Origin of the sequence: Micromonospora sp. L5 (assembly GCF_000177655.2) — a bacterium.
Lineage (GTDB): Bacteria > Actinomycetota > Actinomycetes > Mycobacteriales > Micromonosporaceae > Micromonospora > Micromonospora aurantiaca.
Genome location: NC_014815.1, coordinates 1,469,774 through 1,483,458, shown reverse-complemented (window position 1 = coordinate 1,483,458; position 13,685 = coordinate 1,469,774). Strand labels below are relative to the sequence as shown.

The window sequence follows — 13,685 nt, the reverse complement described above, 5'->3', positions numbered from 1 at the left end:
CCACCTCCGACAAAGCGCCGGACGACGGCGGAATCGTTACACCCGCGCAGGGTGTTCCGTTTCACGTCCGGCAACGCGTACCCGCTCCGGCGCGTCTGACCAGAGACGACGGGGCACGGCATCACTTTGTGAGGGACTCATGCGAGCTGGCCAGGACGAACCGATCCGGGGCGCGAGCGCCCGACGCGTCGGCCGCCGCCGTGCGCTGGCGGCCGGGCTGCTCGCCGCCGCGATGGCCCTGACCGCCTGCACCAGCGGCGGCGGCGACAAGCCGTCGAGCTGGCAGGGCGGCGGCGACGAGGGCGAGAAGGCCCCGAAGGCGGCGGCCACCATCAGCGAGCCCGCCGCCGACGCCAGGGACGTGCCCGCGTCCACCGCCATCACCTTCACCACGAAGGAGGCGCAGGAGACCACAGTCGAGCTGAAGGACGCCGCCGGCAAGGTCGTCGACGGCACGCTCGCGGCGGACGGCGCGAGCTGGCTGCCGTCCTCGGCCCTGGAGTACGGGCAGACGTACACGGCGACCGTCACCGCGACCGGCGACGACGGCAAGCCCGCCACCGCGACCAGCACGTTCACCACGATGGCGAAGCCGGCCAAGCAGATCCGGGTCACCAGCTTCCTGGGCGACAACCAGGTCGTGGGCGTGGCCATGCCGCTGATCGTGAAGTTCGGCCGGGCCATCCCGGAGGACTATCGCGACGACATCCAGCGCCGGATGACTGTCACCTCGAAGCCCGCCCAGGAGGGCATCTGGCACTGGGTGAGCCCGACCGAGGTGCGCTACCGGCCCAAGACGTTCTGGAAGGCCAACAGCACGGTCAGCTACAAGGTGCAGGCGGGCGGGCTGCCGCTGGGCGGCGGCTGGTACGGCCGCGCCGACCTCAGCGTCGACGTCAAGATCGGCCCGTCGTTCGTGATGACAGTCGACAACCGCACCAAGCGGATGACTGTCACCCGCGACGGCAAGGTGGTCAAGACCATCCCGGTGAGCCTGGGCAAGAAGAGCACCCCCTCCTCCAGCGGCACCATGGTGGTGATCGAGAAGCTCCGGCACACGGTCTTCGACACCCTGGAGGAGCTGGGCCCGGAGGAGGGCTACCGCACCGAGATCGACTACGCCCAGCGGCTCACCTGGGGCGGCGAGTTCATCCACGCCGCGCCCTGGTCCGAGGGCGTGCAGGGCCGCACGAACGTGTCGCACGGCTGCGTCAACGTCTCGATGAAGGAAGGCAACTGGCTGTTCGCCAACACCCGCATCGGTGACCCGATCACCGTCAAGGGCACCGAGCGCAAGCTCCAGAACGGCAACGGCTGGACCGACTGGAACATGAGCTGGGACGAGTACGTCAAGGGCAGCGCCCTGCCGTACGAGCCGCCGTCGGACGACACCACGCCGGACGCCGGTACGCCGAGCGTCGAGCCCACCCCCTGATCGGCCGCCGGGACACCCGGCACACGACGAAGCCCCCTCCCGGAGGAGGGGGCTTCGTGTTGGGGTGACTGATGGGAATTGAACCCACGACAACCGGGACCACAACCCGGTGCTCTGCCAACTGAGCTACAGCCACCATGCTCGCCGCTCCGGTCACCCGGGCGGTGCGCGGACTAATCATAGCCACACTCCGGCCGACCCCGTCCACCGGGTTCGGCCGGGGCGTCAGAGCTGGGCGGCGATCGCCTTCGCGGCCTCGACGTCCGGCCCCGGCAGCGGCACGAACACGGTCCGCCGGTAGTACTCCAGCTCGCGGATGCTCTCCCGGATGTCGGCGAGCGCCCGGTGGGCCAGGCCCTTCTGCGGCTGCCCGAAGTACACCCGCGGGTACCAGCGCCGGCACAGCTCCTTGATCGAGGACACGTCGATCATCCGGTAGTGCAGGTGCGCGTCGAGCCGGGTCATGTCGCGGGCCAGGAAACCCCTGTCGGTGGCGATCGAGTTGCCGCACAGCGGGGCCGTACGCGGGTCCTTCACGTAGCTGGTCACGTAGTCGAGCACCATGTCCTCGGCCTCGGCCAGCGTCACCGTGGAGCGGCGTACCTCCTCGGTGAGGCCGGACTTGGCGTGCATGGTCCGCACGATCTCCGGCATGCCGTCGAGCGCCTCGTCGTCGGCGTGGATCACCACGTCCACGCCGTCACCGAGCACGTTGAGGTCGGGATCGGTGACGAGCGCGGCGACCTCGATCAGGGCGTCCCGCCGCAGGTCGAGCCCGGTCATCTCACAGTCGATCCAGACGAGAAGATCAGCCACCGGAACAGACTACGCGCCGCCGACGCGCCCGCGCCTCGGCCCGGCGGCCGAGGTGGACCGCTAGGGTTTCCTGCGTGCCAGCCGAACCCGTCGCCCCACCCGCCGTCCCCCGTGACGACGCGGGCGGGCGTACGGCCCGCCGGGTGGTCGTGGTGCTGGCGCTGATCGCGATCATGCCGGCGCCCTACCTGCGCAACCTGCGGCACGACTACTACGACCAGAAGATCTACATGTCGGCGATGGACTGGTGGGCGGCCGGGCACCCGCTCTACGACTACGTCCAGCCGGACCGGGTGCAGGGCGCGCTCTACTTCACCTATCCGCCGTTCGCGGCGCTGCTCCTGGCGCCGTTCGGGTATCTGCGGCTCGGGGTGGCGATCGCCGCCTTCGCGGTGCTCACAGTGGCCGCGGTGGTGGTGACCACGCGCTGGCTGGTACTGCCGGTGCTGCGGCGGCACGACCTGCCGCGGGGGTTCGGCCTCACCGTCGCCGTGCTGCTGGTGCTGGCGGTGGAGAGCACCCGGGAGACGATCACGCTCGGGCAGATCAACATGCTGCTCGTGGTGCTGATCCTCGGCGACCTGCTGTTCGCCGTACCGCAGGGCCGGCGCTGGGCCGGTGTGGGCGTGGGACTGGCGGCGGCGCTCAAGCTCTTTCCCGGCATCTTCGTGGTCTACCTGCTCGCCGCCCGGAAGTGGCGGGCGGCGGCCGTGGCGGCGGTGACAGCGGCGGTGGCCACACTGCTGGCGGCGGCGGTCGCGCCGGGCGACTCGTGGCGCTTCTGGACCCACGAGCTGTGGGTGACCGACCGGGTGGGCCGCCCCGACTACACCGGCAACCAGTCGCTGTTCGGGCTGCTCAGCCGCCTGACCGCGCCGGCCGAGCCGGACCGGCTGCTGTGGCTGCTGCTCGCGCTGGCGGTGGCCGCGTTCGGCCTGTGGCGGGCGGCGCGCGCGGCCCGGGCGGGGGACGCGCTGGTGGGTCTCACCCTGACCGGGCTGGTGGGCGGGCTGGTCAGCCCGATCACCTGGATCCACCACCTGTACTGGTTCATTCCCGCGGTGGTGGTGCTCGTCGACGCGGCACTGGACGCCGATCCGGCGACGCCCGCCGGGGCCCGCCGTCGCGGCGGCCTCTTCGCGCTGGCCGCCGTCGTCGGCCTGCCGATCGTGTACGGGTTGGTGACGTTCCAGGACTGGGGCACCGCCATCGTGCACACGGACGACCCGGTCGACTTCGTGGTCCGCAACATGTACGTCCTGCTGAGCCTGCTGGTGCTCGCGGCGCTGCCGATCCGTCGGCACGCGGACGAGAAACCGATGACCCGGACTGAACGGACACACCTCGCAACAAATGGCGATCAGCGCTAATCTGGTATCAACTACCTCAGTTTTCTCCCAGGTAGCACCGATCCCCCGGTGAAGAACGGCCCTCCGCGTCGGCAGCGCGGAGGGCCGTTCGGGTTCTCGTCGTCAGTCCCGGCCGTCGGGGCACCGGCTGGGCGGCGCGATCGCCGCGCGGGTCCGCCCACCGGGCCCGGAGCCCACTGCCACCAGGTGCCGCTCGGGTCGCGACGCCGGGCCCGGCTGGCGGCCCAGCCCGCTCAGCGAGGTGACGCCGAGACGCCCGGCCAGCACCGGCACCTGGTCCGGCTCGACCACGAAGACCACCTCACGCGGCCGCAGCGGGCGCAGCAGCACCACCACGGCGAGGATTACCAGCAGCGTCCCGCCGGCCAGCAGCGCCCACGCCAGCCCGGGGAACCACCCGGCCCGCAACTCGGCACGCATCCGCAGGTCGAGCCCGTCCGCGCCGTCCACGCGCATGACGACCAGGCTCAGCGACCGGCCGGACAGCTCCGCCGGGCTCCACTCCAGGGAGCCGACGCCCTCGCGTACCCAGAAGGGCTGAGTCATCGGCACGGCGGCGCCGGTGCCGGCGGTGGCCGGGTCCAGGTCGACCGGCAGCGGGCCCCGGGTGACCGCCACGCGGCGCACGGTGCTGTGCGGGACGTCGGCCAGCCACCCTCGCACCTGGTCGGTCGGGGCGAGGCCGAGGAAGACCGGGCCGTCGTCGTCCCGCGCGGTCAGGTGCAGCCGGGCCTGCCCGGTGCGCGCCAGCGGCAGGTCGGCGCGCAGCAACGCGTCCACGTCGGTCACCAGCACCGCGCGGGCGGGCGTGCGGACCGGCTCGAACCGGGCGTCGAAGCCGCCGTCCGGGCCGGCGTGCCGGGCGGCGAGCCAGAGACCTCCGCCTGCCAGCAGCGCCGGAATCCCCAACGCCAGCAGCACCATGCCGGCGATCGTGCGTACGAAACGCATTCGCGTCGTCCCTCTCGGTAGCCAACTACCCGGCCGACCTTACCGACGCGTGTCGGCCGATCGCCGGATATCGGCGGCACCCGTCCGGGACGGCGACCGGCCCGGCGGATCGTTCCGCCGGGCCGGTGCGTCGCTCACGTTCAGGACTTCGCGGCGGGCTCCCGCCGGGTACGCGCGAACGCCAGGCCGCCGAGGGCCAGGCCGCCCAGTCCGGCGACCAGGCCGGCCACGCCGAGGGCGACGGCCGCGCCGGAGCCGGCGTCGTCGTCATCGTCGTCGTCGGCCGCGGCGGCAGCCGGCGCACTCGCGCCCGCCGAGGCGGGCGCCGAGGCGGCCAGCGTGAGCACCGGCGCCGGGCTCTCCGGCTCCTCCGCGCCCGGCGTCGGCTCCTCGATCCACCGGGAGACGTTGCCGTCGGAGTACGTCTGGAGCACCTTGAACACCATCGTGTCGGCCTGCGGCAGCGGGCCCATCGACACCGGGAACTCCTGGAACTCGCCCGGCTTCACGCCGCCGTTCGGCGCGGCCGTGAAGGTCAGCTTGGAGACCGCCTCGGTGAGCTGGCTGCCGTGCACCTCGATCGGCGGGTCGACCTTGCGCTTCTCCACCGCCGCCGTCCAGCCCGCCACCGGCATGGTGGAGACCGAGCCGACCGGCGCGTTCTCCGGCAGGTTCACCTCGACCTTGACTGTCGACGCCGTGTCGCTCTCGTTCGGCACCCGGAACGCGAACCGGCCGTAGCCGCCCTGCGTACCCTCGGCCGGGTTGATCGTGACGTGCGCCGAGGCCGGACCGGCCAGGCCGAGCACAGCCGTGGCGACGGCGGTGAGGGTCAGCGCGGCGATCGTCGCGGGGCGCCGGAGACGGATCATCAGATGGGACCTTCCGTTACTTGATCGGCACGGTGGCGGTCACCGTGGCCTGGTCGATGTCGGTCGTGCGGACGGTGATGCGCAACTGCCAGTCGCCCCGGGCCGGCAGGTTGACCTCGCCGGTGGCGTGGTTGTCGCTCAGCGGCAGCAGCGGGACGGTGATCGGCTCGATCCCGGCCGACGGCAGCGCGGCGGTGACCTTCCACTCCTGCACCGGCTGGGGGCGGCTGTCCTTGGTGTAGGCGTACAGGTGCATCGAGTTGTTGCCGGTCTCGGCCGGGTCCAGCTGGACCTCCAGCGAGTAGATCGGGCTGCTCAGCGTGGTGGAGAAGTAGCCCTGCTCGACGCCCGCGACGTTCGCGGCGGCGGTCCGCGCCGGGGTGGTCTGCACGAGCGTCGCCGACACGCCCAGCACCACCGCCGTGATCACCAGCTCGGCCACCACGGCCCGCCGCATCGCGCCCGGCCGCCCGGCGGCGACCCGCCGCCGCACCAGCGCCCGGGAGTACGCGGCCACGCCGATCACCAGCGCGAACAGCACGATCTTGGCGAGCAGGAGCCGGCCGTACGTGGTGTCGAACAGCGCCTGCAGGCTGGCCACCTCGATCAGACCCTGCACGGTGCCGGCCAGCAGCAGCGCGGCCACCGCGAGCGCGGCCCAGCGGGACCAGATCGGCAGGATCGCGTCCAGCTCGCGCTCGTCGGCCCGGCGCAGCAGGAACACCGCGAGCATCACCAGGCCGCCCAGCCAGACGGCCATGCCGCCCAGATGGACCGCGTCCACGACCACCGACACCGCGGGCGCGGGCGAGGCCGCCGCGTGCCCGGCCAGCGGCCAGGTGAACAGCGCCGCCCCGCCGAGGACCGCCAGGATGATCCCGTCGGTACGGCCGATCGGACCGGCGAACAGCGGCCGGAGCAGGAACGCCGCCGCGGCGAGCAGACCCAGCCGGACCAGGTGCGTGGTGCCGTAGGCGCTGCCCAGCACGTCACCCAGGCCGGAACCGGTCACGTCGAACAGGCCGCCGCCGTTGACGTACGGCACCTGGAGCCACACCTCGGCCACCGTGGCCACCGCCAGCAGGCCCAGCCCGGTCCAGGCCAGCCGTGCCGGTCCCCGGCGGGACAGCCGGCGCGGCCAGAGCGCGGCGAGCACCAGCGCCGGGCCGACGAGCAGCAGCAAGCCGGTGTAGCCGGCGTACTTCGCCACCTTCACCGCGTTCTCGGTGACCGGGTTCGCCCGGTTGTCCGAGCCGCTGTCGGTGGGCGGCTCCGACGGCGCGCCGACGGAGTAGGTGAAGGCGCCGGAGACCGGGTGGCTGTCGGCCGAGATGACCCGGTAGCTGACCAGGTAGGTGCCGCGGCCGCCGGACGGGTCCACCGGGATGGTGACCTCGGCGCCCTGGAACGTCGGCTCGCCCCGGTCGGCCCGCGAGCCGTCGGGGGCGATCACCCGTACCTTCCCGGGCACCTTGCGGACGCCCTCACTGAACGTGATCACCACCTGCGCGGGCGCCTCGGGCACCACGGCGGAGGCGGCCGGGCTGCTGCTCACCAGCACCGCGTGGGCGGCGGCCGGGGTGGCCGGTGTGAGCAGCAGGGCGACCAGCAGGAGCAGCAGCCCGGCGACGGCCCCGGAGCGGGCGGCGACGACCCGGGACGGGCGGCGTACGGCAGCAGTCATGACCGTAATGGTTCCCGAACCGGGGCGGGTCCGGCGAGCCGGTCTCCGGCAGGCGTGACCGAGCGCCCACCCGGTGCGGCGGCGCGCGCCACGCCGGGCCTGCTCGGAGGTCATGGGAGGGTAGTCGGACGGCCGGCGGAAAAAGTTCCCGGCGTGTGCGGGACCACGGAATGGGTCGAAGGACCCTGTCCCCTCCAGGTACGCCGCGTAACCTCGGGTGACGTGATCCCCGGCCCGCGCGACACCGCCGCCGACCGCCCCGAGTCGGCGCCCGACGCTGCCCGGGACGCGGCCACCGGCTGGGCGCTGGCCGCCCGGTACGGGAACCGCGACGCGCAGGCCGCCTTCGTCCGGGCCACCCAGGCCGAGGTGTGGCGCTTCGCCGCCGCGCTCGTCGACCCGGACAGCGCGGACGACCTGACCCAGGAGACGTACCTGCGGGCGTTCCGGGCGCTGTCCGGCTTCGAGGGGCGCTCCAGCGTGCGTACCTGGCTGCTCGGCATCGCCCGGCGGGCCTGCGCCGACCACCTGCGCACAGTCGTACGCCGCCGCCGGCTCGACGCGCGGCTCGCCGCCCAGGCCGCCACCGACCGCCCCTACCCGGACCCGGCCGGCCAGCTCGGCGCCACCGACCTGGTCCGCCGGCTACCAGCCGAGCGGCGCTCCGCGTTCGTGCTCACCCAGCTGCTCGGCCTGTCGTACGCCGAGGCCGCCGACGTGGAGGGGGTGCCGGTGGGCACCATCCGCTCCCGGGTCGCCCGCGCCCGCGACGAACTGGTCGACGCCGTCGGCGACACACTGGCCGGATAGCGGGAACCTTTCGTGGCGCTCGGACGACGAATGACTGTGACCCCCTCCCCCTCCCGGGCCGGCCGCTGGCCGACCCTGCGGCCCTGGCTCGGCGTCGCGGCCCGCCTCGGACTGGCAGCCGTGTGGCTGATCGCCGGCGGCACCAAGGTCGGTGACCTGGCCGCCTCGGGCCGGGCCGTGAACGCGTACCAGGTGATGCCGTACGACGTGGCCACTGTGATCGGCGCGGCGCTGCCGTTCGTCGAGCTGGCCCTGGGCGTCCTGCTGCTCGCCGGGCTCGCCACCCGGATCAGCGCCGGCGTGTCAGCGGCACTGCTCGTGGTCTTCATCGCCGGCATCGCCTCGGCCTGGGCCCGTGGCCTGGCCATCGACTGCGGGTGTTTCGGCAGCGGCGGGCAGCTCGCCGCCGGCCAGACGCCCAGCTACCTCCCGGAGATCCTCCGGGACCTCGGGTTCCTGGTACTCGCCGGGTTCCTGCTGATCTGGCCCCGCACCCCGTTCTCCGTGGACGGGTGGCTGGCGGGCGACGACACCGTGGAGGACACCGATGAGTAGTCGCAAGGGGCGCAAGGACGCGGCCCGGGTCGTACGCGAGCAGATCGCCCGGGAGAAGCGGCGCAAGCGGACGCTCTGGACCTCGATCGCCGCGGTGCTGGTGCTCGTCATCGCCGGTGGCATCGGCTGGGCGGTCTACTCCAGCCAGAAGTCCGACGAGTTCACCGCCCCGCCCGGGGCCAACGACGCCGGCACCGGCATCGTGCTCGGCACCGGGCCGGTCACCATCGACCTGTACGAGGACTACCTCTGCCCGGCCTGCAAGCAGTTCCAGCAGATCAGCGGCGAGACGCTCAACCAGCTCGTCAGCGAGGGCAAGGCGAGGCTGGTGTTCCACCCGGTCGCGTTCCTGAACCGCTTCTCCACCACTGAATACTCGACCCGCTCCTCGGCCGCCTCCGGCTGCGCCGCGCAGGGCGGCAAGTTCCGCGAGTTCACCGACCAACTGTTCACCAAGCAGCCGCCGGAGGGCGGCGCCGGGCTCAGCAACGACGAACTCGTCGACATCGGCGCGGGCGTCGGGCTGAACCGCGACGAGTTCGCCTCCTGCGTCTCCGACGGCACGTACCGGCCGTGGACCGAGCACGTCACCGACGAGGCGAGCAAGTCCGGCGTGACCAGCACCCCGACCATCAAGGTCAACGGCAGTGACCTCCAGGACCGCAGCCCCGAGGGGATCAAGTCGGCGGTGGAGGCGGCCGGCAAGTGATCGCACCCCTGCGCCGGGCCGCGCTGGTGCTCGTCGTCGCGGCCACCGCACTGCTCACGCTCGCCGCGCCGGCCGCCGCGCACGGCGCGGACGCGCCCGACGGCACCGACTACCGCGCCACGATCAGCGGCGTCGACCCCGACCGCCCCGGGCTCACCGCGCGCATGGTGGAGGCCGGCGCGCGGCTGGAGCTGACGAACGACACCGGCGCCGAGGTCACAGTGCTCGGCTACTCCGGTGAGCCGTACCTGCGCATCGGCCCGGGCGGCGTCTACGAGAACACCCGCTCCCCCGCCACCTACCTGAACCGGACGCTGGCCGGGGAGACCCGGCTGCCGGCCGAGGCGAACCCGGCCGCCGCGCCGGACTGGCGGCGGATCGACGACGGACCCACAGCCCGCTGGCACGACCAGCGCACGCTGTGGCGGGAGGAGGCTCCGCCGGCCGCCGTCGCCACCGCACCGGACCGGGAGCACCGGGTACGCGACTGGACGGTGCCGCTCCGCGCCGGTGACACCGCCGGAGCCGTACGCGGCACGCTGGACTGGGTGCCGCCGCCCGACCCGTACCCCTGGTGGGTTGCCGCCACACTGGGCTTCCTGCTGATCGGCGCGGCCGGGCTGGCACCTGGCGGCACCGCCGCCGGGGTGCGGGCGCTGCGCGCGGTCGGCGCCCTGCTCGCCCTGGGCGGCGCCGCCACGGTGGCGCTCACAGTCGCCCGCGCGCTGGACACCGGCGCCCCCGGCGTCGGCGGAACGCTCGCCGAACTGGTCACCGGCCAGGTGTGGACGCTGCTCACCGGGCTCGGCGCGCTCGCCGCGGGCGGGTACGCGCTGGCCCGCCGCCCGGCCGCCGACTTCGTGCTCGCGCTCGCCGGCGCCTGCCTCACGCTGTTCGCCGGGGCGACGAACCTGGCCGCGCTGTCCCGCGCGATCCCCCCGGCCGCCGGCCCGGCCGTGCTGGTCCGGGTGCTCGTGGTGGTCGGCCTGGCGACAGGCGCCGGCGCGGTGGCGGCGGGCCTGCTGCGCCTGCGCACAGCCGCAAGAGCAGCCCGCCCCACCCCCCACCCAACCCCCGTGCCCTGACCCCCGCCCCGCCCCGCCCCGCCCCGCCCCCCGGCGAGATCTTGGTACCAAACGGCCCCTATAAGGGCCCTTTCCTACCAAGATCTCCATGGCTCCCACCACGCGGAACGCCAATCTCGCGTAACGGGAGGCGCTCGCCACAGCAGCCAGCCGAACGAGGAACCTCCGCCCACCCACCCCCAAACACCGCGATCTCGCACCTTCCGCCCCGGCATCCACGGCGTTCACGACATCTCCGGGGCCGCAACGGCAAGATCACCGAGCGCTGCGAGCGCCGGGCACGCCCGAGTGGAACACCACGGGTGTCAAAACGCCCCCGACACACCCATCACGTTCCACTCCCGCCGCACTCACCCCTGGGCGGCGTGATCTTGCAGTTGCCGCCCCGCGCGTGCGGCTTTTGCCCCGGAATGCGCGGACGGAAAGTGCAAGACGCTTCTATGTCTGTGGTGATCGGTTCGGCTGATTGCCGTTAGGGTTCGGCGTTGGTGATCACTTGGGTGGCTCTTCGTTGATCCGGCCGCCTGTGGTGTGGGTGTGCCTTGTGCAAGACCTGTCCCCGGGTGATCGTCGGCGCCGGCCCGGCCCACCCTGCTGGCCTGATCAGAAGCCTGCCCGTGCGAGCACACGTGGCCCATCACAGATTTGCCGCCGAGGTGATGTCTTCCCGAGCCGACGCCGACTGTCCCGGTCGTCGCTGGCAAAGGAGCAACAATCCGAGATGAGAAGGATCGTAGAACGGGTCGCGGATCGCTATGACGTGGTGGTGGGGGTCGATACTCACACCGATACGCATACCGCCGCCGTGGTGGACCGACTCGGTGGGGTGTTGGCGCAGGTCACGGTGTCCACTGACCCGGACGGGTTGAGCCGGTTGTTGGCCTTCGCCGTCGCGCACACCCCACCGCAGGGGCGCCGGTTGTGGGCGGTGGAGGGCACCCGGTCACACGGGCAAGGGCTGTGCCGGCTGCTGACCGCTGCTGACGAACCCGTCTGCGAGGCACCCAAGCCCCCCGCTGCGGCCCGTCGTCGGGGCGGCAAGTCCGACCAGCTGGACGCGGTCGCCGCCGCCCATACGGTGCTGGCGCTGCCCGCTGAGCGCATCGCCGTGCCCCGCAGCGACGGCCCACGCGAGGCCCTGCGTCTGCTGCTGATCTGCCGCCGGCACCACACCGATGCCCGCACCGCCGCGGTCAACCTGGTCAAAGCGTTGATCCTGACCGCTGACGACACTCTGCGCGAGGCGCTACGCGGGCTGTCCACCACCATCCAGATCGCCCGCCTGGCCGCCCTCGAACTGCCCGAAACCACCGCCCTGCCCTGCGAGGAACACACCCGCCGCCGCGAACTGGTCACCCTCGCCCGGCACATCCACATCCTCGACGCCACACTGGCCGACAACCACCAGCGCCTACGAGCCCTCGTCACCGAACTGTGCCCGCCCCTGCTCGACCAACCCGGAGTCGGACCCGTCACCGCCGCGATCGCCCTCACCGCCTGGTCCCACCCCGGCCGCGTCCGCTCAGAAGCCGCCTACGCCACCCTCGCCGGCGCCGCCCCCATCCCCGTGGCCAGCGGCCGCACCGACCGACACCGCCTCAACCGCGGCGGCGACAGAACCCTCAACAGCGCCCTGCACACCATCGCCCTGACCCGCCGACGCATCCACCCCGAAACACGCGACTACATCACCCGACGCCACGCCGAAGGCCGCACCACCAGAGAAATCACCCGCTGCCTCAAGCGCTACATCGCCCGACAGCTCTACCGCACCATCACCACCCACCACCAAACCCCTTGACAACCCCACTCACAGATCGACGCGGAAGGCGGAGGGCGGAGGAGGGCGGGAGGGACGAGGGCCGGGTCAGGTCGGGCGGGGGGCGAAGCCGTAGGGGAGCTCCAAGCGGTGGGCGGTCAGCAGTGCCTCGTCGGACAGGAGGTCCGCGGTGGGAGCGTCGGCGACGATGCGGCCGCCGTCCAGGATCACCGAGCGGGGGCACAGCTCGGCCGCGTACGGCAGGTCGTGGGTGACCATGAGCAGCGTCACCGGCAGGGCGCGCAGGATCTCCGCCAGTTCCCGCCGGGCGGCCGGGTCGAGGTTCGACGACGGCTCGTCCAGCACCAGGATCTCCGGGCGCATCGCCAGCACCGTCGCCACCGCCACCCGGCGCCGCTGCCCGAACGACAGGTGGTGCGGCGCGCGGTCCCGATGCTCGCTCATGCCGACCGCGGCGAGCGCCTCGTCGACCCGGGCGGCCAGCTCCGCCCCGCGCAGGCCCAGGTTGGCCGGGCCGAACGCCACGTCCTCGGCGACTGTGGGCAGGAACAGCTGGTCGTCCGGGTCCTGGAAGACGATGCCGACGCGGCGGCGTACCTCGGCCAGCGTGTCCCGGTCCCGGCTGACCGTCAGGCCGCCGACGGTCACCGTGCCCTCGGTCGGGGTGAGGATGCCGTTGAGGTGCAGCACGAGCGTGGTCTTGCCGGCGCCGTTGGGTCCGAGCAGCGCCACCCGATCGCCGCGCGGCACGGTCAGGTCCACGCCGTGCAGGGCGACGTGACCGTCCGGGTACGCGTACCGGACGCCGTTGACGTCGAGGGAGGGCTGCTGCTGCACGTACCCGATCATTGCAGGACGAGCGCGACGGCGGCGATGGTGGCCGCGATCGCCGGCACCGTCGCGGCGGCCGCCCACTGGCCGGCGGTGGCCGCGCCGGCCCCCTGCCACACCGCCGGCATCCGGCCGGTGTAGCCACGGGAGAGCATCGCCAGGTAGACCCGCTCGCCGCGCTCGAACGCGCGCAGGAACAGCGCGCCGACGCCGGCCGCGAAGCCGCGCAACTGCCACAGGAACCGCGGGTCGTCGCCGCGCGACACCCGCGCCACCCGCATCCGGCGGGCCTCGCCGACGAGCACCTCCAGGTAGCGCAGCATGAACGTGGCGATCTGGGTGAGGATCTGCGGGCACCGCAGCCGGTCCAGGCCGAGCAGCAGGTCACGCGTCGTCGTGGTCGCCGCCAGCAGGAGCGACGCGAGTACGCCGAGCGTGCCCTTCGCCAGGATGTTGAACGCGCCGTGCAGCCCGTCCACGGACAGGGCGAGCCCCGCCACCTCGACCCGTTCCCCCGCCCCGAGGAACGGCAGGGCGAACGCGAACAGCACGAACGGCAGCTCGATCAGCGCCCGGCTGAGCAGCCAGCGCGGGCCGACCCGGGCCAGCGCGGCCACCACGGCGACCAGGAGCGCGTAGCCGCCGAAGGCCCAGTACGCCTCCCGGGGCGTCGCCACCACCGCGACTGTGAACAGCACCATCGCGGCGATCTTCACCTCCGGCGGGAGGCGGTGCACCGGCGAGCCGGACTCGCGGTAGAGGACGTGCGCGTGCCCGGCGCCCATGG

The 13,685-nt window shown here is 73.1% G+C and carries 13 protein-coding genes and 1 tRNA gene; 7 read left to right on the top strand and 7 right to left on the bottom strand.

The features are described 5' to 3' along the window. Positions 1 to 139: 139 nt before the first annotated feature. Positions 140 to 1,435, top strand: a complete 1,296-nt coding sequence (locus ML5_RS07360) for an Ig-like domain-containing protein (protein ID WP_013474267.1) — start codon at positions 140 to 142, stop codon at positions 1,433 to 1,435. Positions 1,436 to 1,495: 60 nt separating this feature from the next. On the opposite strand, the gene ML5_RS07355 is transcribed toward ML5_RS07360, so the two are convergent. Both ML5_RS07355 and orn read right to left on the bottom strand, forming a co-directional pair. Next, a tRNA-His gene (locus ML5_RS07355) sits at positions 1,496 to 1,571 on the bottom strand. 89 nt (positions 1,572 to 1,660) lie between these two features. After that, a complete protein-coding gene (gene orn / locus ML5_RS07350) occupies positions 1,661 to 2,251 on the bottom strand; it encodes an oligoribonuclease (protein ID WP_013474266.1) in 591 nt (196 codons plus the stop codon). Positions 2,252 to 2,325: 74 nt separating this feature from the next. Here orn and ML5_RS07345 point away from each other — a divergent pair, with 74 nt between their 5' ends. Continuing rightward, positions 2,326 to 3,621: a glycosyltransferase 87 family protein gene (locus ML5_RS07345; RefSeq protein ID WP_013474265.1), complete on the top strand. Its 1,296-nt coding sequence runs from the start codon at positions 2,326 to 2,328 to the stop codon at positions 3,619 to 3,621. A gap of 102 nt (positions 3,622 to 3,723) precedes the next feature. Here the strand turns inward: ML5_RS07345 and ML5_RS07340 are convergent, their stop codons facing one another. From ML5_RS07340 to ML5_RS07330, 3 genes are all read right to left on the bottom strand, one after another. Next, the gene (locus ML5_RS07340; protein WP_013474264.1) at positions 3,724 to 4,572 is read right to left on the bottom strand and encodes a hypothetical protein; all 849 of its coding nucleotides are present in this window, start codon (positions 4,570 to 4,572) and stop codon (positions 3,724 to 3,726) included. Positions 4,573 to 4,712: 140 nt separating this feature from the next. After that, complete coding sequence (locus ML5_RS07335; RefSeq protein WP_013474263.1) at positions 4,713 to 5,444, bottom strand: YcnI family protein; 732 nt, start codon at positions 5,442 to 5,444, stop codon at positions 4,713 to 4,715. A 16-nt stretch (positions 5,445 to 5,460) separates the two neighbouring features. Then, positions 5,461 to 7,137 (bottom strand): copper resistance CopC/CopD family protein, encoded by a 1,677-nt coding sequence (locus ML5_RS07330; protein ID WP_201766733.1) that lies wholly within the window; start codon positions 7,135 to 7,137, stop codon positions 5,461 to 5,463. Between the two features lie 213 nt (positions 7,138 to 7,350). On the opposite strand from ML5_RS07330, the gene ML5_RS07325 reads away from it, so the two are divergent. From ML5_RS07325 to ML5_RS07305, 5 genes are all read left to right on the top strand, one after another. Further along, entirely contained in the window at positions 7,351 to 7,938 is a 588-nt protein-coding gene (locus tag ML5_RS07325; RefSeq protein ID WP_013474261.1) for a sigma-70 family RNA polymerase sigma factor, read from the top strand. Positions 7,939 to 7,968: 30 nt separating this feature from the next. After that, on the top strand, positions 7,969 to 8,493 hold the full coding sequence (locus ML5_RS07320) for a MauE/DoxX family redox-associated membrane protein (RefSeq protein ID WP_013474260.1): 525 nt from the start codon (positions 7,969 to 7,971) through the stop codon (positions 8,491 to 8,493). Then, positions 8,486 to 9,202: a thioredoxin domain-containing protein gene (locus ML5_RS07315; protein WP_013474259.1), complete on the top strand. Its 717-nt coding sequence runs from the start codon at positions 8,486 to 8,488 to the stop codon at positions 9,200 to 9,202. The genes ML5_RS07320 and ML5_RS07315 overlap by 8 nt, the downstream gene beginning before the upstream one ends. Further along, positions 9,199 to 10,287 carry a hypothetical protein gene (locus ML5_RS07310; protein WP_013474258.1) on the top strand — a complete coding sequence of 363 codons (1,089 nt, stop codon included), beginning with the start codon at positions 9,199 to 9,201 and terminating at the stop codon, positions 10,285 to 10,287. Before ML5_RS07315 ends, ML5_RS07310 begins: the two co-directional genes overlap by 4 nt. A gap of 721 nt (positions 10,288 to 11,008) precedes the next feature. Continuing rightward, a complete protein-coding gene (locus tag ML5_RS07305; protein WP_013473518.1) occupies positions 11,009 to 12,088 on the top strand; it encodes an IS110 family transposase in 1,080 nt (359 codons plus the stop codon). Positions 12,089 to 12,154: 66 nt separating this feature from the next. Here the strand turns inward: ML5_RS07305 and ML5_RS07300 are convergent, their stop codons facing one another. Beyond that, entirely contained in the window at positions 12,155 to 12,916 is a 762-nt protein-coding gene (locus ML5_RS07300) for an energy-coupling factor ABC transporter ATP-binding protein (protein WP_013284391.1), read from the bottom strand. After that, on the bottom strand, positions 12,913 to 13,683 hold the full coding sequence (cbiQ, locus tag ML5_RS07295; RefSeq protein WP_013284390.1) for a cobalt ECF transporter T component CbiQ: 771 nt from the start codon (positions 13,681 to 13,683) through the stop codon (positions 12,913 to 12,915). The genes ML5_RS07300 and cbiQ overlap by 4 nt, the downstream gene beginning before the upstream one ends. Between the last annotated feature and the right edge of the window lie 2 nt (positions 13,684 to 13,685).